17 protein-coding genes and 1 other annotated feature are annotated in these 15,470 nt (G+C 40.3%); all 17 genes read left to right on the top strand.

Annotated features, from left to right (window positions below):
• Window positions 1–50 precede the first annotated feature (50 nt).
• The 17 genes from DX933_RS05090 (at window position 51) to pyrE (ending at window position 15,461) form a co-directional block, all read left to right on the top strand.
• Window positions 51–323, top strand: a complete 273-nt coding sequence (locus DX933_RS05090; protein WP_123315398.1) for a YlmC/YmxH family sporulation protein — start codon at window positions 51–53, stop codon at window positions 321–323.
• Between the two features lie 56 nt (window positions 324–379).
• The gene (pgeF, locus tag DX933_RS05085; protein WP_123315397.1) at window positions 380–1,186 is read left to right on the top strand and encodes a peptidoglycan editing factor PgeF; all 807 of its coding nucleotides are present in this window, start codon (window positions 380–382) and stop codon (window positions 1,184–1,186) included.
• Window positions 1,187–1,216: 30 nt separating this feature from the next.
• Window positions 1,217–1,888 (top strand): YggS family pyridoxal phosphate-dependent enzyme, encoded by a 672-nt coding sequence (locus DX933_RS05080; protein ID WP_123315396.1) that lies wholly within the window; start codon window positions 1,217–1,219, stop codon window positions 1,886–1,888.
• Between the two features lie 16 nt (window positions 1,889–1,904).
• Window positions 1,905–2,333 carry a cell division protein SepF gene (locus DX933_RS05075; protein ID WP_123315395.1) on the top strand — a complete coding sequence of 143 codons (429 nt, stop codon included), beginning with the start codon at window positions 1,905–1,907 and terminating at the stop codon, window positions 2,331–2,333.
• 3 nt (window positions 2,334–2,336) lie between these two features.
• Window positions 2,337–2,615: a YggT family protein gene (locus DX933_RS05070; protein WP_263363173.1), complete on the top strand. Its 279-nt coding sequence runs from the start codon at window positions 2,337–2,339 to the stop codon at window positions 2,613–2,615.
• A 13-nt stretch (window positions 2,616–2,628) separates the two neighbouring features.
• Complete coding sequence (locus DX933_RS05065) at window positions 2,629–3,405, top strand: YlmH family RNA-binding protein (protein WP_123315394.1); 777 nt, start codon at window positions 2,629–2,631, stop codon at window positions 3,403–3,405.
• 96 nt (window positions 3,406–3,501) lie between these two features.
• Window positions 3,502–4,005 (top strand): DivIVA domain-containing protein, encoded by a 504-nt coding sequence (locus DX933_RS05060; RefSeq protein WP_123315393.1) that lies wholly within the window; start codon window positions 3,502–3,504, stop codon window positions 4,003–4,005.
• Between the two features lie 117 nt (window positions 4,006–4,122).
• Window positions 4,123–4,339: a binding site (T-box leader), on the top strand.
• 75 nt (window positions 4,340–4,414) lie between these two features.
• Entirely contained in the window at window positions 4,415–7,168 is a 2,754-nt protein-coding gene (ileS, locus tag DX933_RS05055) for an isoleucine--tRNA ligase (RefSeq protein WP_123315392.1), read from the top strand.
• A gap of 623 nt (window positions 7,169–7,791) precedes the next feature.
• Complete coding sequence (gene lspA / locus DX933_RS05050; RefSeq protein WP_123315391.1) at window positions 7,792–8,256, top strand: signal peptidase II; 465 nt, start codon at window positions 7,792–7,794, stop codon at window positions 8,254–8,256.
• A gap of 1 nt (window position 8,257) precedes the next feature.
• Window positions 8,258–9,166, top strand: coding sequence for an RluA family pseudouridine synthase (locus DX933_RS05045; protein WP_123315390.1), 909 nt, complete (start codon window positions 8,258–8,260; stop codon window positions 9,164–9,166).
• A gap of 228 nt (window positions 9,167–9,394) precedes the next feature.
• Window positions 9,395–9,949: a bifunctional pyr operon transcriptional regulator/uracil phosphoribosyltransferase PyrR gene (pyrR, locus tag DX933_RS05040; protein WP_123315389.1), complete on the top strand. Its 555-nt coding sequence runs from the start codon at window positions 9,395–9,397 to the stop codon at window positions 9,947–9,949.
• Between the two features lie 248 nt (window positions 9,950–10,197).
• Entirely contained in the window at window positions 10,198–11,133 is a 936-nt protein-coding gene (locus DX933_RS05035) for an aspartate carbamoyltransferase catalytic subunit (protein WP_123315388.1), read from the top strand.
• Window positions 11,078–12,379, top strand: a complete 1,302-nt coding sequence (locus tag DX933_RS05030; protein WP_123315387.1) for a dihydroorotase — start codon at window positions 11,078–11,080, stop codon at window positions 12,377–12,379. Before DX933_RS05035 ends, DX933_RS05030 begins: the two co-directional genes overlap by 56 nt.
• A 105-nt stretch (window positions 12,380–12,484) precedes the next feature.
• Window positions 12,485–13,234 (top strand): dihydroorotate dehydrogenase electron transfer subunit, encoded by a 750-nt coding sequence (locus DX933_RS05025; RefSeq protein WP_317843084.1) that lies wholly within the window; start codon window positions 12,485–12,487, stop codon window positions 13,232–13,234.
• A 2-nt stretch (window positions 13,235–13,236) separates the two neighbouring features.
• Window positions 13,237–14,154 (top strand): dihydroorotate dehydrogenase, encoded by a 918-nt coding sequence (locus DX933_RS05020; protein WP_123315621.1) that lies wholly within the window; start codon window positions 13,237–13,239, stop codon window positions 14,152–14,154.
• A complete protein-coding gene (gene pyrF / locus DX933_RS05015) occupies window positions 14,147–14,860 on the top strand; it encodes an orotidine-5'-phosphate decarboxylase (protein ID WP_123315385.1) in 714 nt (237 codons plus the stop codon). Before DX933_RS05020 ends, pyrF begins: the two co-directional genes overlap by 8 nt.
• Window positions 14,847–15,461, top strand: coding sequence for an orotate phosphoribosyltransferase (gene pyrE, locus DX933_RS05010; protein WP_123315384.1), 615 nt, complete (start codon window positions 14,847–14,849; stop codon window positions 15,459–15,461). The genes pyrF and pyrE overlap by 14 nt, the downstream gene beginning before the upstream one ends.
• The last annotated feature ends 9 nt before the right edge of the window (window positions 15,462–15,470 follow it).

Raw genomic sequence — 15,470 nt, 5'->3', positions numbered from 1 at the left:
GTTAAAATTTCTTCAAGCTTAGCATATACATTGGAAAAGGGGGCGACAAAATGGTCAGATTATCGGAGCTGCAAATAAAAGAAGTGATTGTCATTAACGATGGAAGAAGGCTGGGGCATATTATTGATTTGGAAATTGATCCTGAACAAGGACGAATTCTAGCAATTATTTTGCAAATGCGAGAAGCGAAGGGGTCATTCTTTGGAAAAGCGGAAGAACTTCTGATTTATTGGAATCAAATTGTTACGATTGGAGCTGATGTTATCCTAGTTGAAGAACCAGACGGTCCCCAACTATACATTCAGGAATCAAATCGATATTAATTGATAAAATGTGATAAAATGATGAGAAGATACGTTAAATAAAGGACGGGTGAAACATGGGTGACATATTTGAACAAAAAGATGCATCTTTTTTACAACTAACATCATGGCAACAGCTGCAACCTAGATTACGGGTTGGTTTTACCACACGTCGTGCCGGTTATAGTCAGGGAGTATTCACCAGCATGAACATGGGATTACATGTTGCAGATCATCAGGAACATGTCCTTCAAAATCGTAGAAAATTAGCAAATTCACTTGGACTAGCATTAGATACCTGGGTTGCCGGTGAACAAACACATGGGGTGCGGGTTAAAGTGGTCGGTGATGAAGATAAAGGAAAAGGGGCTACTACTGTAGAAACGACACTTAAAGATACAGATGGTTTGATGACGAATCAGACAGGCATTTTATGTACCGCTTTTTATGCAGATTGTACACCTATTTTCTTTTTTGATCCACCTACTGGATATATTGGGATTGCCCACGCAGGCTGGAAAGGAACAGTTGGGAATATCGCTGGAGAAATGGTAGCTACCCTGCAGGAAAAAGGGGTAGATCCTTCAACCATAAAGGTTGCGATTGGTCCCTGTATCACAAAGCCGCACTACCGTGTAGATAATCATGTCATTTCCCATCTGTCTGAATCGGAAAAGCAAAAAACGACAGAAAAAATGGGTGAAAATCAATATTTATTGGATTTAAAGGCGCTTAATGTTGAAAATCTTTTACAAACAGGGGTACTTCGTCATAATATAGATATTACTAGCTTTTGTACTTTTGCAGATCATGACTTATTTTTTTCGCATCGACGTGATCAGGGGCAAACGGGAAGAATGCTAGGATTTATTGGTTATATATAAGCATTATATACTGAAGGAGAAATGGTAATAATGACGGTAGCAGAAAATTTAGCCGCCATTCAGGAGAGAATTGTTGCTGCTTGCGATAGAAGCAATCGTAATCCGGATGAAATTACAATAATTGCGGTGACAAAATATGTTACAATAGAGAGAACAAATGAAGCATTGGAAGCAGGAATTGACAATCTTGGCGAAAATCGTACAGAAGGATTTTTTAATAAGTACGAGGCAATAGGCAATCATGCTAAGTGGCATTTTATTGGAACGCTGCAATCTCGAAAAGTAAAGGATATTATTCATGAGGTAACGGCAATTCATTCATTGGATCGTAAGTCGATTGCCAAGGAAATTGAAAAGCGTGCAGATGATGTCGTAGATTGTTTTGTTCAAGTAAATGTGAGTGGAGAAGCATCCAAGCATGGCCTTCAACCAGAGGAAACGGCAGATTTTATTGAGCAACTAGAGGCCTATCCAAAGGTTCGAATTGTTGGTTTGATGACAATGGCACCACATGTGGATGATGAAGACGAACTTCGACGTGTTTTTCGCCAGCTTCGAGCACTACGCGATGATGTGAAGCGTAGAAAGCTTCCCCATGCGCCATGTGAAGGTTTGTCAATGGGCATGAGCAATGATTTTGAAATTGCAATTGAAGAAGGTGCAACACATATCCGAATAGGTACACAGCTTGTCGGTGCCTAAACAGTGAGGTGTAATCATGGGTTTTTTCAGCAAGCTGAAGGATTATTTTGCTGACGATGATGAATATGAATATGTAGAACAAGAGGCTACGTACGCAGAACCAGAGGAAGACACTGGAAAAAAGAAGCGGAATGTTGTTAGCTTAACAAGTGTGCAGCAGTCTACACCAAAAGTCGTCCTATGTGAGCCGCGTTCCTACGATGAAGCACAGGAAATTGCCGATCATATTGTTAACCGTCGTGCCGTAATTATTAACTTACAGCGTGTCGACCATCAGCAAGCAATGAGAATGGTTGATTTTTTAAGCGGTACTGTATATGCCGTTAACGGAGATATTCAGAAATTAGGCTCCGAAACATTTTTATGTACCCCAGATAATGTGGATGTCTCTGGAAGTATTACAGATATCATGGACAGTGGGGATGAATTTGATAAAGGATGGTAGGGCGTGTTAGGACAAATATACGTAATTTTATTTTATGCACTTGAAATCTATAGTTATGCGTTAATTATTTATATATTTATGTCTTGGTTTCCTGGTGCGAGAGAATCGCAATTTGGAATGATTTTAGCGAAAATATGTGAACCATTTTTGGAACCATTTCGAAAGATAATTCCGCCGCTTGGCATGATTGATATTTCACCAATCGTCGCGATATTTGTTTTGTATTTCGCGCGTACATCTGGGTTGTCAGCATTGTTCAGTATGCTTTATCGGGTATTGTAGGAGCTCGGTATTCATGGATTTATACCAACATTTCCGTAAAGAAGAGCATCCATTCATTGACCAAGTATTATCTTGGAAAGAAGATGTCGAGCGTTCCTATCAAACGAAGCTAACTGATTTTTTAGACCCAAGAGAGCAACAGATTGTTGAATCACTTATCGGGACAACGAATGAAGATGTACAGATCCAATTATTTGGCGGTGGACAGTATTCGGAGCGGAAACGAGCTGTGCTAGCACCGTTTTATGAGGAAATTACTCCAGAAAGCTATCAATTGACCTTGCTGGAGGCAGCTTACCCAGAGAAATTTATTACCTTGAGTCATCGGGATGTATTAGGGGCATTTATGTCTCTTGGTATAACCCGTGGGAAATTGGGTGATATTTATGTCGAAAATGGTATGCTGCAAATTCTGCTGGCAAAAGAAATTTCTGCCTATGTACAGACTAATTTAACTTCAATAAAGCAAGCTACCATTCGTTTGTCAGAAAAGCCAATCGATGTTTTTATGGAGAAAGAGCAGGAATGGATATATCATCATCATACCGTATCCTCGCTTCGACTCGATAACGTAATAAAGGAAATCTATCGTATTCCCCGGAAAGCGGCTGGGGAGTATATTGCTAAAGGATTAGTTAAGGTAAATTATCGTGTCGTAGAAGATACTAAATTTATTTTGCAGGAAGATGATTTACTCTCCCTACGAAAAAAGGGAAGGAGTAGACTCGTCGAAATAGCAGGTCAAACAAAAAAAGACAAAATTCGAATCACCACTGCAATTTTAAAATAATTGGCAGGTTATGCAGGAATTATTATATTCATGTCGAATAGTAACGTAATACCGAATTCATAAATTGCTAAAAATATATTTCAGGAGGTGGCCGCAGTGCCATTAACACCATTGGATATTCATAATAAGGTATTTACAAGAAGCTTACGTGGCTACAATGAAGATGAAGTAAATGATTTTTTAGATCAGGTTGTGAAAGATTATGAAATGGTCATCCGCGAGAAGAAAGCATTAGACGAAAAGGCATCGCAATTAAATGAAAGACTAAGTCATTTTACAAATATAGAAGAAACTTTGAATAAATCCATTTTAGTAGCACAAGAAACAGCGGAAGAGCTGAAAGGAAATGCTGCTAAGGAATCTAAACTGATTATTAAAGAAGCAGAAAAGAATGCGGATCGGATTATTAACGAAGCATTAAGTAAATCACGACGTATTTCCATTGAAGTAGAAGAATTAAAAAAACAGGCAAAGGTTTTCCGAACCCGCTTGAAAATGTTGGTTGAAGCACAATTGGATATGATTGATACAGATGATTGGGAAGATCTCTTTGACACAGAAATGGGTGAGGATCTAGAATTGGTGGAAACCAAATCCTAGTGCTTGACGGGCATGGAATTATTACATATAATTCATGATACGATAAGTGCGCAAATAGCTGGCATGTAAGCTTAATTGCATGGCAGTGAACACGCTTGGTTTATATAATCAATAAGTTAACATGCATGGATGGAGACAGTATAAAAGCAGGTGGACTGGATAGCGAGCTGGGGTATGGTGGGAGCCTGGCACAGGAACGCTTTTAGAATATCACTCCGGAGCAGCCATTCGAATGATAGTAGAATTGGACGGGTCATTCACGTTACGAATATCGAGTGAATTTAATGTAGATTAAATTTATAAGGGTGGTACCGCGAGTCTTCTCGTCCCTTTTTGGGGATTAGAAGGCTTTTTATTTTGTACGACAACAGAAGTATACACATGATTAGATTGAAGGAGGAAACTGGTAATGGATTATAAAGAAACACTGTTAATGCCAAAAACAGAATTTCCAATGAGAGGAAATTTACCGAATAAGGAACCATTGCGACAACAGAAATGGGAAGAAGATCATATATATGAAAAAGGTTTGGAAAGAACAAAAGGAAGACCATCCTTTATCTTACATGATGGACCACCGTATGCTAACGGTGATCTTCATATTGGACATGCTTTAAATAAAATTTTAAAAGACTTTATTATCCGCTATAAATCTATGACTGGTTATTTTGCACCTTATGTTCCAGGGTGGGATACCCATGGTTTACCGATTGAGACAGCATTGACAAAAAATAAAAAGGTAGACCGTAAAAAAATCTCTGTCGCTGAATTTAGAGAATTATGTGCAGACTATGCGCTTAAACAGGTGGATAGTCAACGTACACAATTTAAAACAATTGGCGTCAATGGGGATTGGGATCATCCATATATTACATTAACAAAAGATTATGAAGCGGCCCAAATTAAAGTATTTGGTGAAATGGCTAAAAAAGGCTATATTTACAAAGGCCTGCGCCCGGTATATTGGTCACCATCTTCGGAATCCGCTTTGGCAGAGGCCGAAATTGAATATCATGACAAACGGTCACCATCCATTTATGTAGCATTTGAAGTTACAGATGGTAAAGGTTTGCTTGAAGCTGGAGATAAATTTATTATCTGGACAACAACACCGTGGACGATTCCAGCCAACTTGGGGATTAGTTTACATCCGAATATTGAATATCATGTTGTTGAAGTTGGTGAAGATCGTTTTGTAATTGCAAGCGAGCTGGTCGAAGCTGTTGCCGAGGAATTGGAATGGGAAACCTATGAAGTTGTCCAATCCTTTAAAGGCAATGAAGCAGATAAAGTGGTAACGCAACATCCTTTTTATGATCGTGATTCCATTATTATGCTAGGTGAACATGTTACAACAGATGCTGGTACTGGTTGTGTTCATACAGCTCCTGGACATGGTGAGGATGACTTTTATGTTGCCAAAGGTTACGGTATTGATGCACTATGCCCAGTTGATGAGAAAGGATTTTTCACGAATGAAGCACCTGGCTTTGAAGGCGTATTTTATGATGAAGCTAATAAAGCTATTACGGAAAAGCTGGATGAAGTTGGGGCTTTGTTAAAACTTAAATTTATTACACACTCCTACCCACATGATTGGAGAACGAAAAAACCAACAATATTTAGAGCGACTGCTCAATGGTTCGCATCGATTAAAGATTTCCGAGATGATATTTTGGAAGAAATCAAACAGGTGAATTGGTATCCAAACTGGGGTGAAACAAGGCTATATAATATGGTGAAAGATCGTGAAGACTGGTGTATTTCACGCCAACGGACATGGGGTGTACCGATTCCTGTATTTTATGGGGAAGATCAAACACCAATTATCACAGATGAAACAATTGAACATGTATCAAAACTATTTGCCGAACATGGTTCTAATATTTGGTTTGAAAAAGAAGCAAAAGAACTATTGCCGGAAGGATTCACTTCTGAGCACAGCCCAAATGGTCACTTTACAAAAGAAACAGATATCATGGATGTCTGGTTTGATTCTGGTTCCTCGCATGAGGGAGTGTTGGTTGGACGTGAAGAACTGCGCCGACCTGCTGACATTTATTTAGAAGGAAGCGACCAATATCGCGGGTGGTTTAACTCATCTTTGTCTACCTCTGTAGCCGTAACTGGCAAGGCACCATATAAAACAGTCGTGAGTCATGGATTTGTACTAGATGGTCAAGGTAGAAAAATGAGTAAATCTTTGGGGAATGTGATGGTTCCCGCAAAGGTTCAAAAGCAGCTGGGAGCAGATATCCTTCGTTTATGGGTATCCTCTGTGGATTATCAGGCGGACGTTCGAATTTCACAGGATATTTTGAAGCAAGTATCTGAGTCCTATCGTAAAATTAGAAACACGTTCCGATTCATACTGGCAAACTTGGCAGACTTTGATCCTGCCAAGGACCGTGTACAAGAAAAGGATTTGGAATCAGTAGATCGATATATGCTGCACCGACTGCAAAAGCTGGTGGCAGATGTTCGGGATCACTATGATCGCTTTGAATTTTCACCTGTATTCCATCGGGTTCATAATTTCATTGCCGATGATTTGAGTTCATTCTATTTGGATTTTGCCAAAGATGTGCTTTATATCGAGGCGGCAGATAACCATCGTCGCAGAAGTATTCAAACTGGATATTATGATATACTCACAACACTTGTAAAGTTGTTGACACCTATTATTCCACATACAACAGAAGAAGTATGGGAGTATATTCCTGGCGTGGAAGAGGAAAGTGTACAATTAACAGACATTCCAGAACCGCGTAACATAATCGATGGTAAGGATATGGAAACGACCTGGGATCACTTTATGAATATTCGTGACGATGTGTTGAAGGCATTGGAGGAAGCTCGTAATGAAAAAGTCATCGGTAAATCATTAGAAGCGAAACTAACGATTGTAGCAAAGGATGATGAAACAGCGCGTGTTCTTCAAGCTATTCCGGATCTTCATCAATTGTTGATTGTGTCTGAGGCTGTAGTAACAGATCAGGCAACTGAAGCGAAACCTTATCGCTTGGTTGATGTACTTGTTGAAAAACATTCTGGTGAGAAATGTGAACGTTGCTGGATGGCTTCTAAAACGGTTGGTGAAGATGAAGCACATCCTACGCTATGTACACGTTGTGCAGATGTAGTAAAAAAACATTATGAATAAAAATCATGCATCCCGCAGGTCATACTGCGGGATGTTTTTATCACAGATTAACTGGCTGTAAGCCCCCCACATCAAGAATATTTTTGATAACAAGCATTGTAAGCGGGGGAACAACAGCCAGTAAAGGCCTGATTGGTTCAACTAACAATCAGTGGAGGAAGTGAAAAATCCCACTGATTGAAGTTTCACTATATCACAGATTAACTGGCTGTAAGCCCCCCACATCAAGAATATTTCTGATAACAAGCATGGTAAGTGGTGGATCAACAGCCAGTAAAGGCCTGATTGGTTCAACTAACAATCAGTGGGTGAAGTGCGAAAACCCCCACTGATTGAAGTTTCACTTTATCACAGATTAACTGGCTGTAAGCCCCCCACATCAAGAATATTTTTGATAACAAGCATTGTAAGTGGGGGAACAACAGCCAGTAAAGGCCTGATTGGTTCAACTAACAATCAGTGGTGAAGTGCGAAAATTCCCCCTGATTGAAGTTTCACTTTATCGTATGACTCGATAATAATATATAGATGAGGATTATTTTCTTATGAATCCTCACTAATTGATACGTGCTTATGGTAAAATGCATAAGGAAGCCAAGTTTGAAAAGTTGGAGGATGAATGCATGTATTTTTATTATATTATTGCTGCGGTAGTAATTGCTGTAGATCAATTCACGAAACTGATTATCGTCAAAAACATGGAACAGTTTGAACAAATTCCTGTGATTGAAGATTTTTTCTATATTACCTCTCATCGAAATAAAGGTGCAGCATGGGGAATATTACAGGACCAAATGGTATTGTTTTATATCATTACCGTCATTGTTGTCATTGGAATTGTTTATTATATGCAAAAGCATGCAAAAGGAAATATGCTGCTGGCATTGGGCCTTAGCTTTGTATTAGGTGGTGCGATTGGTAATTTTATTGATCGATTGTTTCGCCAGGAGGTTGTTGACTTTCTAGATTTCATTATTTTTACATATGACTTTCCAATTTTTAATGTGGCAGATTCCGCATTGGTTGTTGGTGTAGGCTTTATTATTTTGGCAACACTATTGGAAGAGACAAGGAAAGGAAAAAATTAATATGGATGGACGCCATTTCATTACAGAAGCTGAAGAAAATTTACGAATTGATCGCATGATGACGATGATTTTACCGGAAGAAACGAGAACACGTATGCAAGGCTGGATTGCTGACGGTATGATCCAAGTGAACGGGAAGCCAGTGAAATCCAATTATAAATGCAAGGAAGGCGATATCCTTACCTGGACAAAGCCTGAGATAAAAGAGCTTGCCTTGGAGCCGGAGAATATAGCGCTTGACATTATTTATGAGGATGAGGCAATCGTAGTTGTCAATAAACCAAAAGGGATGGTTGTTCACCCATCGGCAGGTCATGAGCATGGGACACTTGTACACGCGTTATTATATCACTGTAAGGACTTGTCTGGTATAAATGATGTGGAGCGGCCGGGCATTGTCCACCGAATTGACAAGGATACAAGTGGTTTATTAGTTGTGGCCAAAAACGACCAAGCTCATCAGGAACTGGCGAAACAACTTGCTGCTAAAGATGTGGAACGCCGTTATGAAGCAATTGTACATGGTGAGATACAGCATGAAAAAGGTATGATTGATGCACCGATTGGTAGAGATCCAAATAATCGCCAGCGTATGGCTGTTGTCGATAACGGAAAACAGGCCATCACACATTTCCAAGTACTGACACATTTTGCGGATTATACACATGTAACTTGTCAACTGGAAACTGGTAGAACTCATCAAATCCGCGTGCATATGCGATATATTGGTCATCCCTTAGTCGGTGATCCGAAATATGGTCCAAGAAAGACATTGGATGTACAAGGTCAGGCGTTGCATGCAAGGGTGCTCGGGTTTCATCACCCAATCTCTGGAGAATGGCTGCTCTTTGAAGCAGATCCTCCAAAAGTGTTTCAAGAAGCCTTGGAAAATATCAAGAAAATGGCTTGACTTTCAGATGATACTTTGAAATAATAAATGAAGTACAAAATGAACCTTTAATCTAGTCCCGTGAGGCTATGAAGGAGGCGTATAATCATGTGTGTCTGCACATATTAATCCCTTTTTCCTCATGGAGAAATGGGATTTTTTTGTAGGGAAGGATATATTATCCAACCTATAACAAAGGTAATGTCACCTTGTGTGACAAGTGGTCCATTTACCAATAGGAGTGACACCGTGAAAAGGAAAACTGATATTTTGGATCAGCCGGCAATCCAAAGGGCGCTGACGAGAATTGCACATGAAATTCTAGAACGCAATAAAGGCGGAGAAAATTTACTACTTGTTGGTATTAAGACGCGAGGTGTACCACTTGCCAAGCGGCTTCAACAAAAGATCCGTCAGATAGAAGATCTCCATGTACCAATAGGTGAGTTAGATATCACCTTGTATCGAGATGATTTGCAGAAAGCAGTTGCTGCAGAGGAGCCTGAGCTGAAAGAAACGAATATCAAGGACGACTTAACAGGTAAAAAGGTCATTTTAATTGATGATGTACTGTACACTGGAAGAACTGTAAGAGCAGCAATGGATGCGGTGATGGATATAGGAAGACCATCACAAATTCAACTGGCTGTATTGGTTGATCGCGGTCATCGCGAGTTGCCGATTCGAGCAGATTATGTTGGGAAAAATATCCCAACCTCTGACAGAGAAATTATCGTCGTTCAACTAGCGGAAAGTGATCAGGAAGACCTTGTAAGTATTTATGAAAAAATCGAAGAGCAGTAATGGCTGATAGGTAAGTTAACTTGTTGAGGCATAACTACGAAAGATAAAGCAATTGTTTTAAAATTAGTCAAGCAGGGAACTGAATAATGGAAAAGAAAGACCTTTAAAGAAATCCAGAGAGATTTTCAAGGTCGTTTAAGATACGTGTGCCTGTTTCTGGCATGCAAAGCTCTTTGCGACGTTGCGCAAGGAGCTTTTTTCTTGGCGAAAACGACCCAAACTTTTTACAAATATGGGAGGCAAAACCAATGAGACATTTTATTTCTTTAGATCAACTAACTGTGGAAGATATGTATGGTATTTTGGAGTCCGCAGAGGATTTTCGTCTTGGTCATACGCCAATTCAACAACAAATTTTTGCCGGAAATTTATTTTTTGAACCGAGCACACGAACAAAGATGAGCTTTGTTGTTGCCCAGAAAAAGCTAGGGATGGAAACACTTGATTTTCATAGCAATTCTTCAAGCGTATTAAAGGGAGAATCACTGTATGATACGGCAAGAACATTTGAAGCAATTGGTGCAAACTTGCTAGTTGTTCGCCATGAATCTGATACATGGTATGAAGAAATCAATGCAAACATCAACATTCCTATTATAAATGGTGGTGCAGGGAAAGCAGAGCATCCTACACAATGCATGCTTGATTTGCTAACTATCTATCAGGAATTTGGCAAAATAGAGGGGCTAAATGTTGCAATTGCTGGTGATATTTTACACAGCCGCGTGGCCAAATCAAATGCCCATGCTTTGAAACGATTAGGTGCCAATGTTTTCTTCTGTGCAGCACCAGATTTTCAGGATCACACTTTAGAATTTCCTTACATTACGATAGATGAAGCGACTGAAATGTGTGATGTTGTCATGCTTCTAAGAATCCAGCATGAACGTCATGATGGTGTGAAAGTGATGAATCATTATCTAGAGGAATACGGCTTAACAAAAGAAAGAGAAGCAAACATGAAACCAAATGCGATTATTATGCATCCTGCACCAATTAATCGTGGTGTGGAAATTGATACAGATTTGGTAGAATGTGAACGATCTCGGATTTTTAAACAAATGGAAAATGGCGTATATGTACGGATGGCCATTATGACGAAATTATTGCATGACTGGGGGATTATTCATGAAGACGCTGTTAAAAAACGTGACACAATTTCATTCAAACGAATTAGTGGCTAAAGATGTCCTTATTGAAAATGGTAAGATAGTGGAGATTGATTCACAAATAGATGCTGATTCAACAACCGAAGTAATCGATGGTAAAGGAAAGCTGTTATCACCTGGATTCATTGATGTGCATATTCATTTACGTGAACCGGGCGGAGAGCATAAAGAGACCATCGCAACAGGAACCATGGCAGCAGCAAGAGGCGGTTATACGACTGTAGCATCTATGCCCAACACTAATCCAGTACCCGATTCACTAGAAACAGTGGAAGCTTTATGGGAAAAAATTTCATCTGATGCAAAAGTACGTGTGCTTCCCTATGCAGCGATTACAAAAGGGTTGGCAGGAACTGATTTGGTTGATATTCCTAAATTAGCCGCGGCAAATATTTTTGCTTTTACGGATGACGGCGTAGGAATCCAAACTGCTGACGTCATGTACCGTGCGATGCAACAAGCAGCTGCAAGCGGAAAAGCGGTAGTTGCGCATTGTGAGGATAATAGTGTCCTTTACGGTGGTGTCCTTCATGAGGGTGAAGTGAGTGAGCGCCTGCAATTACCAGGCATCCATTCCATTACAGAGTCTGTTCAGATAGCTCGTGATGTATTACTTGCGGAAGCAGCTGGCTGTCATTACCATGTGTGCCATGTTAGTACAAAGGAATCCGTCCGTGTGATTCGTGATGCTAAAAAAGCTGGTATACATGTGACAGCTGAAGTAACACCACATCATTTACTCATGAATGAGCATGATATTAAAGAAGATGATGCAAATTATAAGATGAATCCGCCATTAAGAAGTAAAGAAGATCAGGAAGCATTAATAGAAGGGTTACTTGATGGGACCATTGATTTTATTGCTACGGATCACGCACCACATGCGGAAGATGAAAAAGCTGCTGGATTTTTGAAGGCGCCATTTGGAATAGTTGGTTTAGAAACAGCATTTCCTTTGCTATACACCCATTTTGTCAAGACAGGCAAATTTACATTGCAGCAGTTAGTAGACTGGTTCACCATCAAACCAGCCGAGGTGTTTCAATTACCTTATGGTACATTGGAAGAAGGCGCACCAGCAGACTTAACGCTTATTGATTTAGATAAGGAAACAACCATTGATAAGGATACATTTTTCTCAAAAGGAAAGAATACCCCTTTTCACAATTGGAAGGTTTCTGGATGGCCAGTACGCACGATGGTTGCCGGTGAAACTGTATATGAAGATGGCGTGCACGCAACGACAACAGCTCGTTCCTAAGGGAGAGCTGTTGTTTTCTGGTAAATTATTCATCATTGCGTGTGTATGTAGGACTAGTTACTGTGATAAGAAAAATAATATGGGATAAAGAGGTTGTTGTATATGATAAATAAAGAGAAGCTGCGTATTGTTTCATCTTGCCAAATTGCAAAAGACACGGTGGAAATGGTATTGGAAAATGACTATATAAGTAAACATGCAACTCCTGGCCAATTTGTCCATCTAACAGTTGACGGTCACACATTACGCCGCCCCATATCTATTGCTGATATCAATCGTGAGCAGCAAACAATTACCATTTTATTTAAGATAATCGGCTCTGGGACGAAGAGGCTCGCCGCTTATCAGGTTGGTGAATATGTGGATGCACTTGGTCCAAGTGGTAATGGTTTTCAGCTTGAAAATCATTCAGGAGCTACTATCCTGCTGGTTGGTGGAGGAATCGGTGTCCCTCCACTTTATAATTTAGGTAAGGCACTGGCTGCTAAAGGAATAAATATTATTTCAGTACTCGGTTTTCAAACTGGAGATTACGTCTTTTATGAGGGGAAATTTAAGGCACTTGGCCAAACCATTATTGTTACAAACGATGGGTCGTACGGTGAAAAGGGCTTTGTAACAGATGTGTTGGATGATTTAGATTTTGATCGGTATTATACATGTGGCCCTGTTCCGATGCTACAAGCCATTACGACGAAACTCAAGGGGAAGGATGGTTATATTTCCTTGGAAGAAAGAATGGGCTGTGGTGTCGGTGCATGTTTTGCTTGTGTTATTCCAGTTAATGATGGAAATGGTTATAAGAAAATTTGCAAGGATGGTCCCGTTTTCCATGCAGAGGAGGTTGCGCTATGAGTATCGATTTATCGATAGACCTACCAGGTTTACATTTAAAAAATCCAATTATGCCTGCATCAGGCTGCTTTGGATTTGGCCGCGAATATAGTGCGTTTTATCATTTGGATCAGCTCGGTGCAATCATGATGAAGGCTGCAACTGGGACGGAGCGCTTTGGAAACCCAACCCCACGAGTTGCCGAAACAGCTTCAGGCATGTTAAATGCAATCGGGTTACAGAATCCGGGTGTTGATAAAATTATTGCGGAAGAAGTTCCTTTCTTAGCTAAATATGATACTTGCATTATCGCAAATATTGCTGGAAGTACCATTGAAGAATATGAAACAGTTGCTGCTGCATTTAATCAAACTTCAGATGTGCATGCGCTGGAATTAAATATCTCCTGTCCAAACGTAAAAGAGGGTGGTATTCAATTCGGTACAGACCCTGATATGGCGGCAGAAGTTACTGCAAGAGTGAAGGCAGCCTCCAATCATCCTGTATATGTAAAGCTTTCACCAAATGTATCTGATATTGTTGCGATGGCTAAGGCTGTGGAAAAAGCAGGTGCAGACGGTCTGACCATGATTAACACACTAACTGGTATGCAAATCCATCTACCTTCCAGAAAGCCACTATTAGCGAATCGTACAGGTGGATTATCTGGGGCGGCTATTAAACCAGTTGCGATTCGAATGATTTATGAGGTAAGTCAACATGTATCCATCCCAATCATTGGAATGGGTGGGATCTGTAATGCAGAGGATGTGCTGGAATTTTTGCTTGCTGGAGCAAGTGCTGTTGCGGTCGGGACAGCAAACTTTCAAAACCCATTTGTTTGCCCAGAGATTATCGAAGCCCTACCTAATGTGTTAGCACAATATGGTTTTTCATCTGTTCAGGATGCAATTGGAAAAGGGGTGTCTGTTTATGAATAAGGACATTTATGTTGCACTGGATTTTCCTGAATGGAAAATGGCAGAACAATTTTTAGATCAGCATGAACTATATGGGGTACCGGTCAAAGTAGGTATGGAATTATTTTATCGAGAAGGCCCACAGCTCATTGAAACATTAAAACAACGTGGACATAACATTTTCTTAGATTTGAAATTACATGATATTCCAACAACAGTGATGCGTGCCATGCGAAATATCGCGGCATTGGGTGTTGATATCGTTAATGTTCATGCCCTTGGCGGCGGTGACATGATAGCACGTGCAAAGGAAGGCCTGTTAGCAGGTGATCCTAGTGGTCATACGAAATTAATTGCAGTAACCATTTTAACATCGATGGATCAGACCGTATTGAATGAAGCTTTACGAATTCCAGGCGATATTACGAGCAATGCGGTTCATTTAGCTAAGCTGGCGAACCAACATGGTGCAGATGGTGTCGTTTGCTCTGTACATGAGGCAACGGAAATAAAGGTCGCATGCGGAACGGATTTTCTAACCGTTACACCAGGCATTCGTTTAAAGGAATCCGGACATGATGACCAAAAACGTGTAGCTACCCCGGGATTTGCAAGGGATAACGGAGCAGACATACTTGTGATCGGCAGAAGTATTACGAAGGCAGCTAATCCGAAGAAAGCATATGAACAAGCAATGAAGGAGTGGAGCAATAATGGAATGGAGTAAAGATGTAGCTCGGGATTTATTACATATTCAAGCAGTACAAATTAATGCAAAAGAATACTTCACATGGACATCAGGTATTCAATCTCCCATCTATTGTGATAATCGATTGACCATGTCGTATCCGGCAATTCGCCGCAAAATTACAGATGCATTTGTACATATCATGGAGGCACAAGGCGCGAAACCAGATGTCATTGCTGGCTGTGCCACTGCAGGGATTCCACATGCATCTTGGCTCGCAGAACGCTTGGACTTGCCAATGGTGTACGTTCGTTCGAAGCCGAAGGGGCATGGCAAGGGCAACCAAATTGAGGGGGAAGTAAAGCCAGGACAACGTGTGATTGTGATTGAAGACTTGATTTCAACAGGCGGCTCTTCCCTTGAAAGCGCACATGCACTACAACAAGAAGGAGCAAATGTAACTGGTGTTCTAGCCATTTTTACATACGGTTTAAAAAAATCGAAGGAATCATTTGAAGCTGCAGGTATTTCCTTAAATACAATCACAGGCTTTGACATCCTTCTTGAAGCACTTCTAGAAGATGAAAAACTGACAGCAACAGAAAAAGAAGAACTGATAGCATGGAGAGACGCATTGTAAAAGAACAGT

The sequence above is a fragment of the Ornithinibacillus gellani genome, assembly GCF_003730295.1.
In the GTDB taxonomy this organism is placed as follows: Bacteria; Bacillota; Bacilli; order Bacillales; family Amphibacillaceae; genus Ornithinibacillus_A; species Ornithinibacillus_A gellani.
This window is presented reverse-complemented; position numbering and strand designations above follow the sequence as displayed.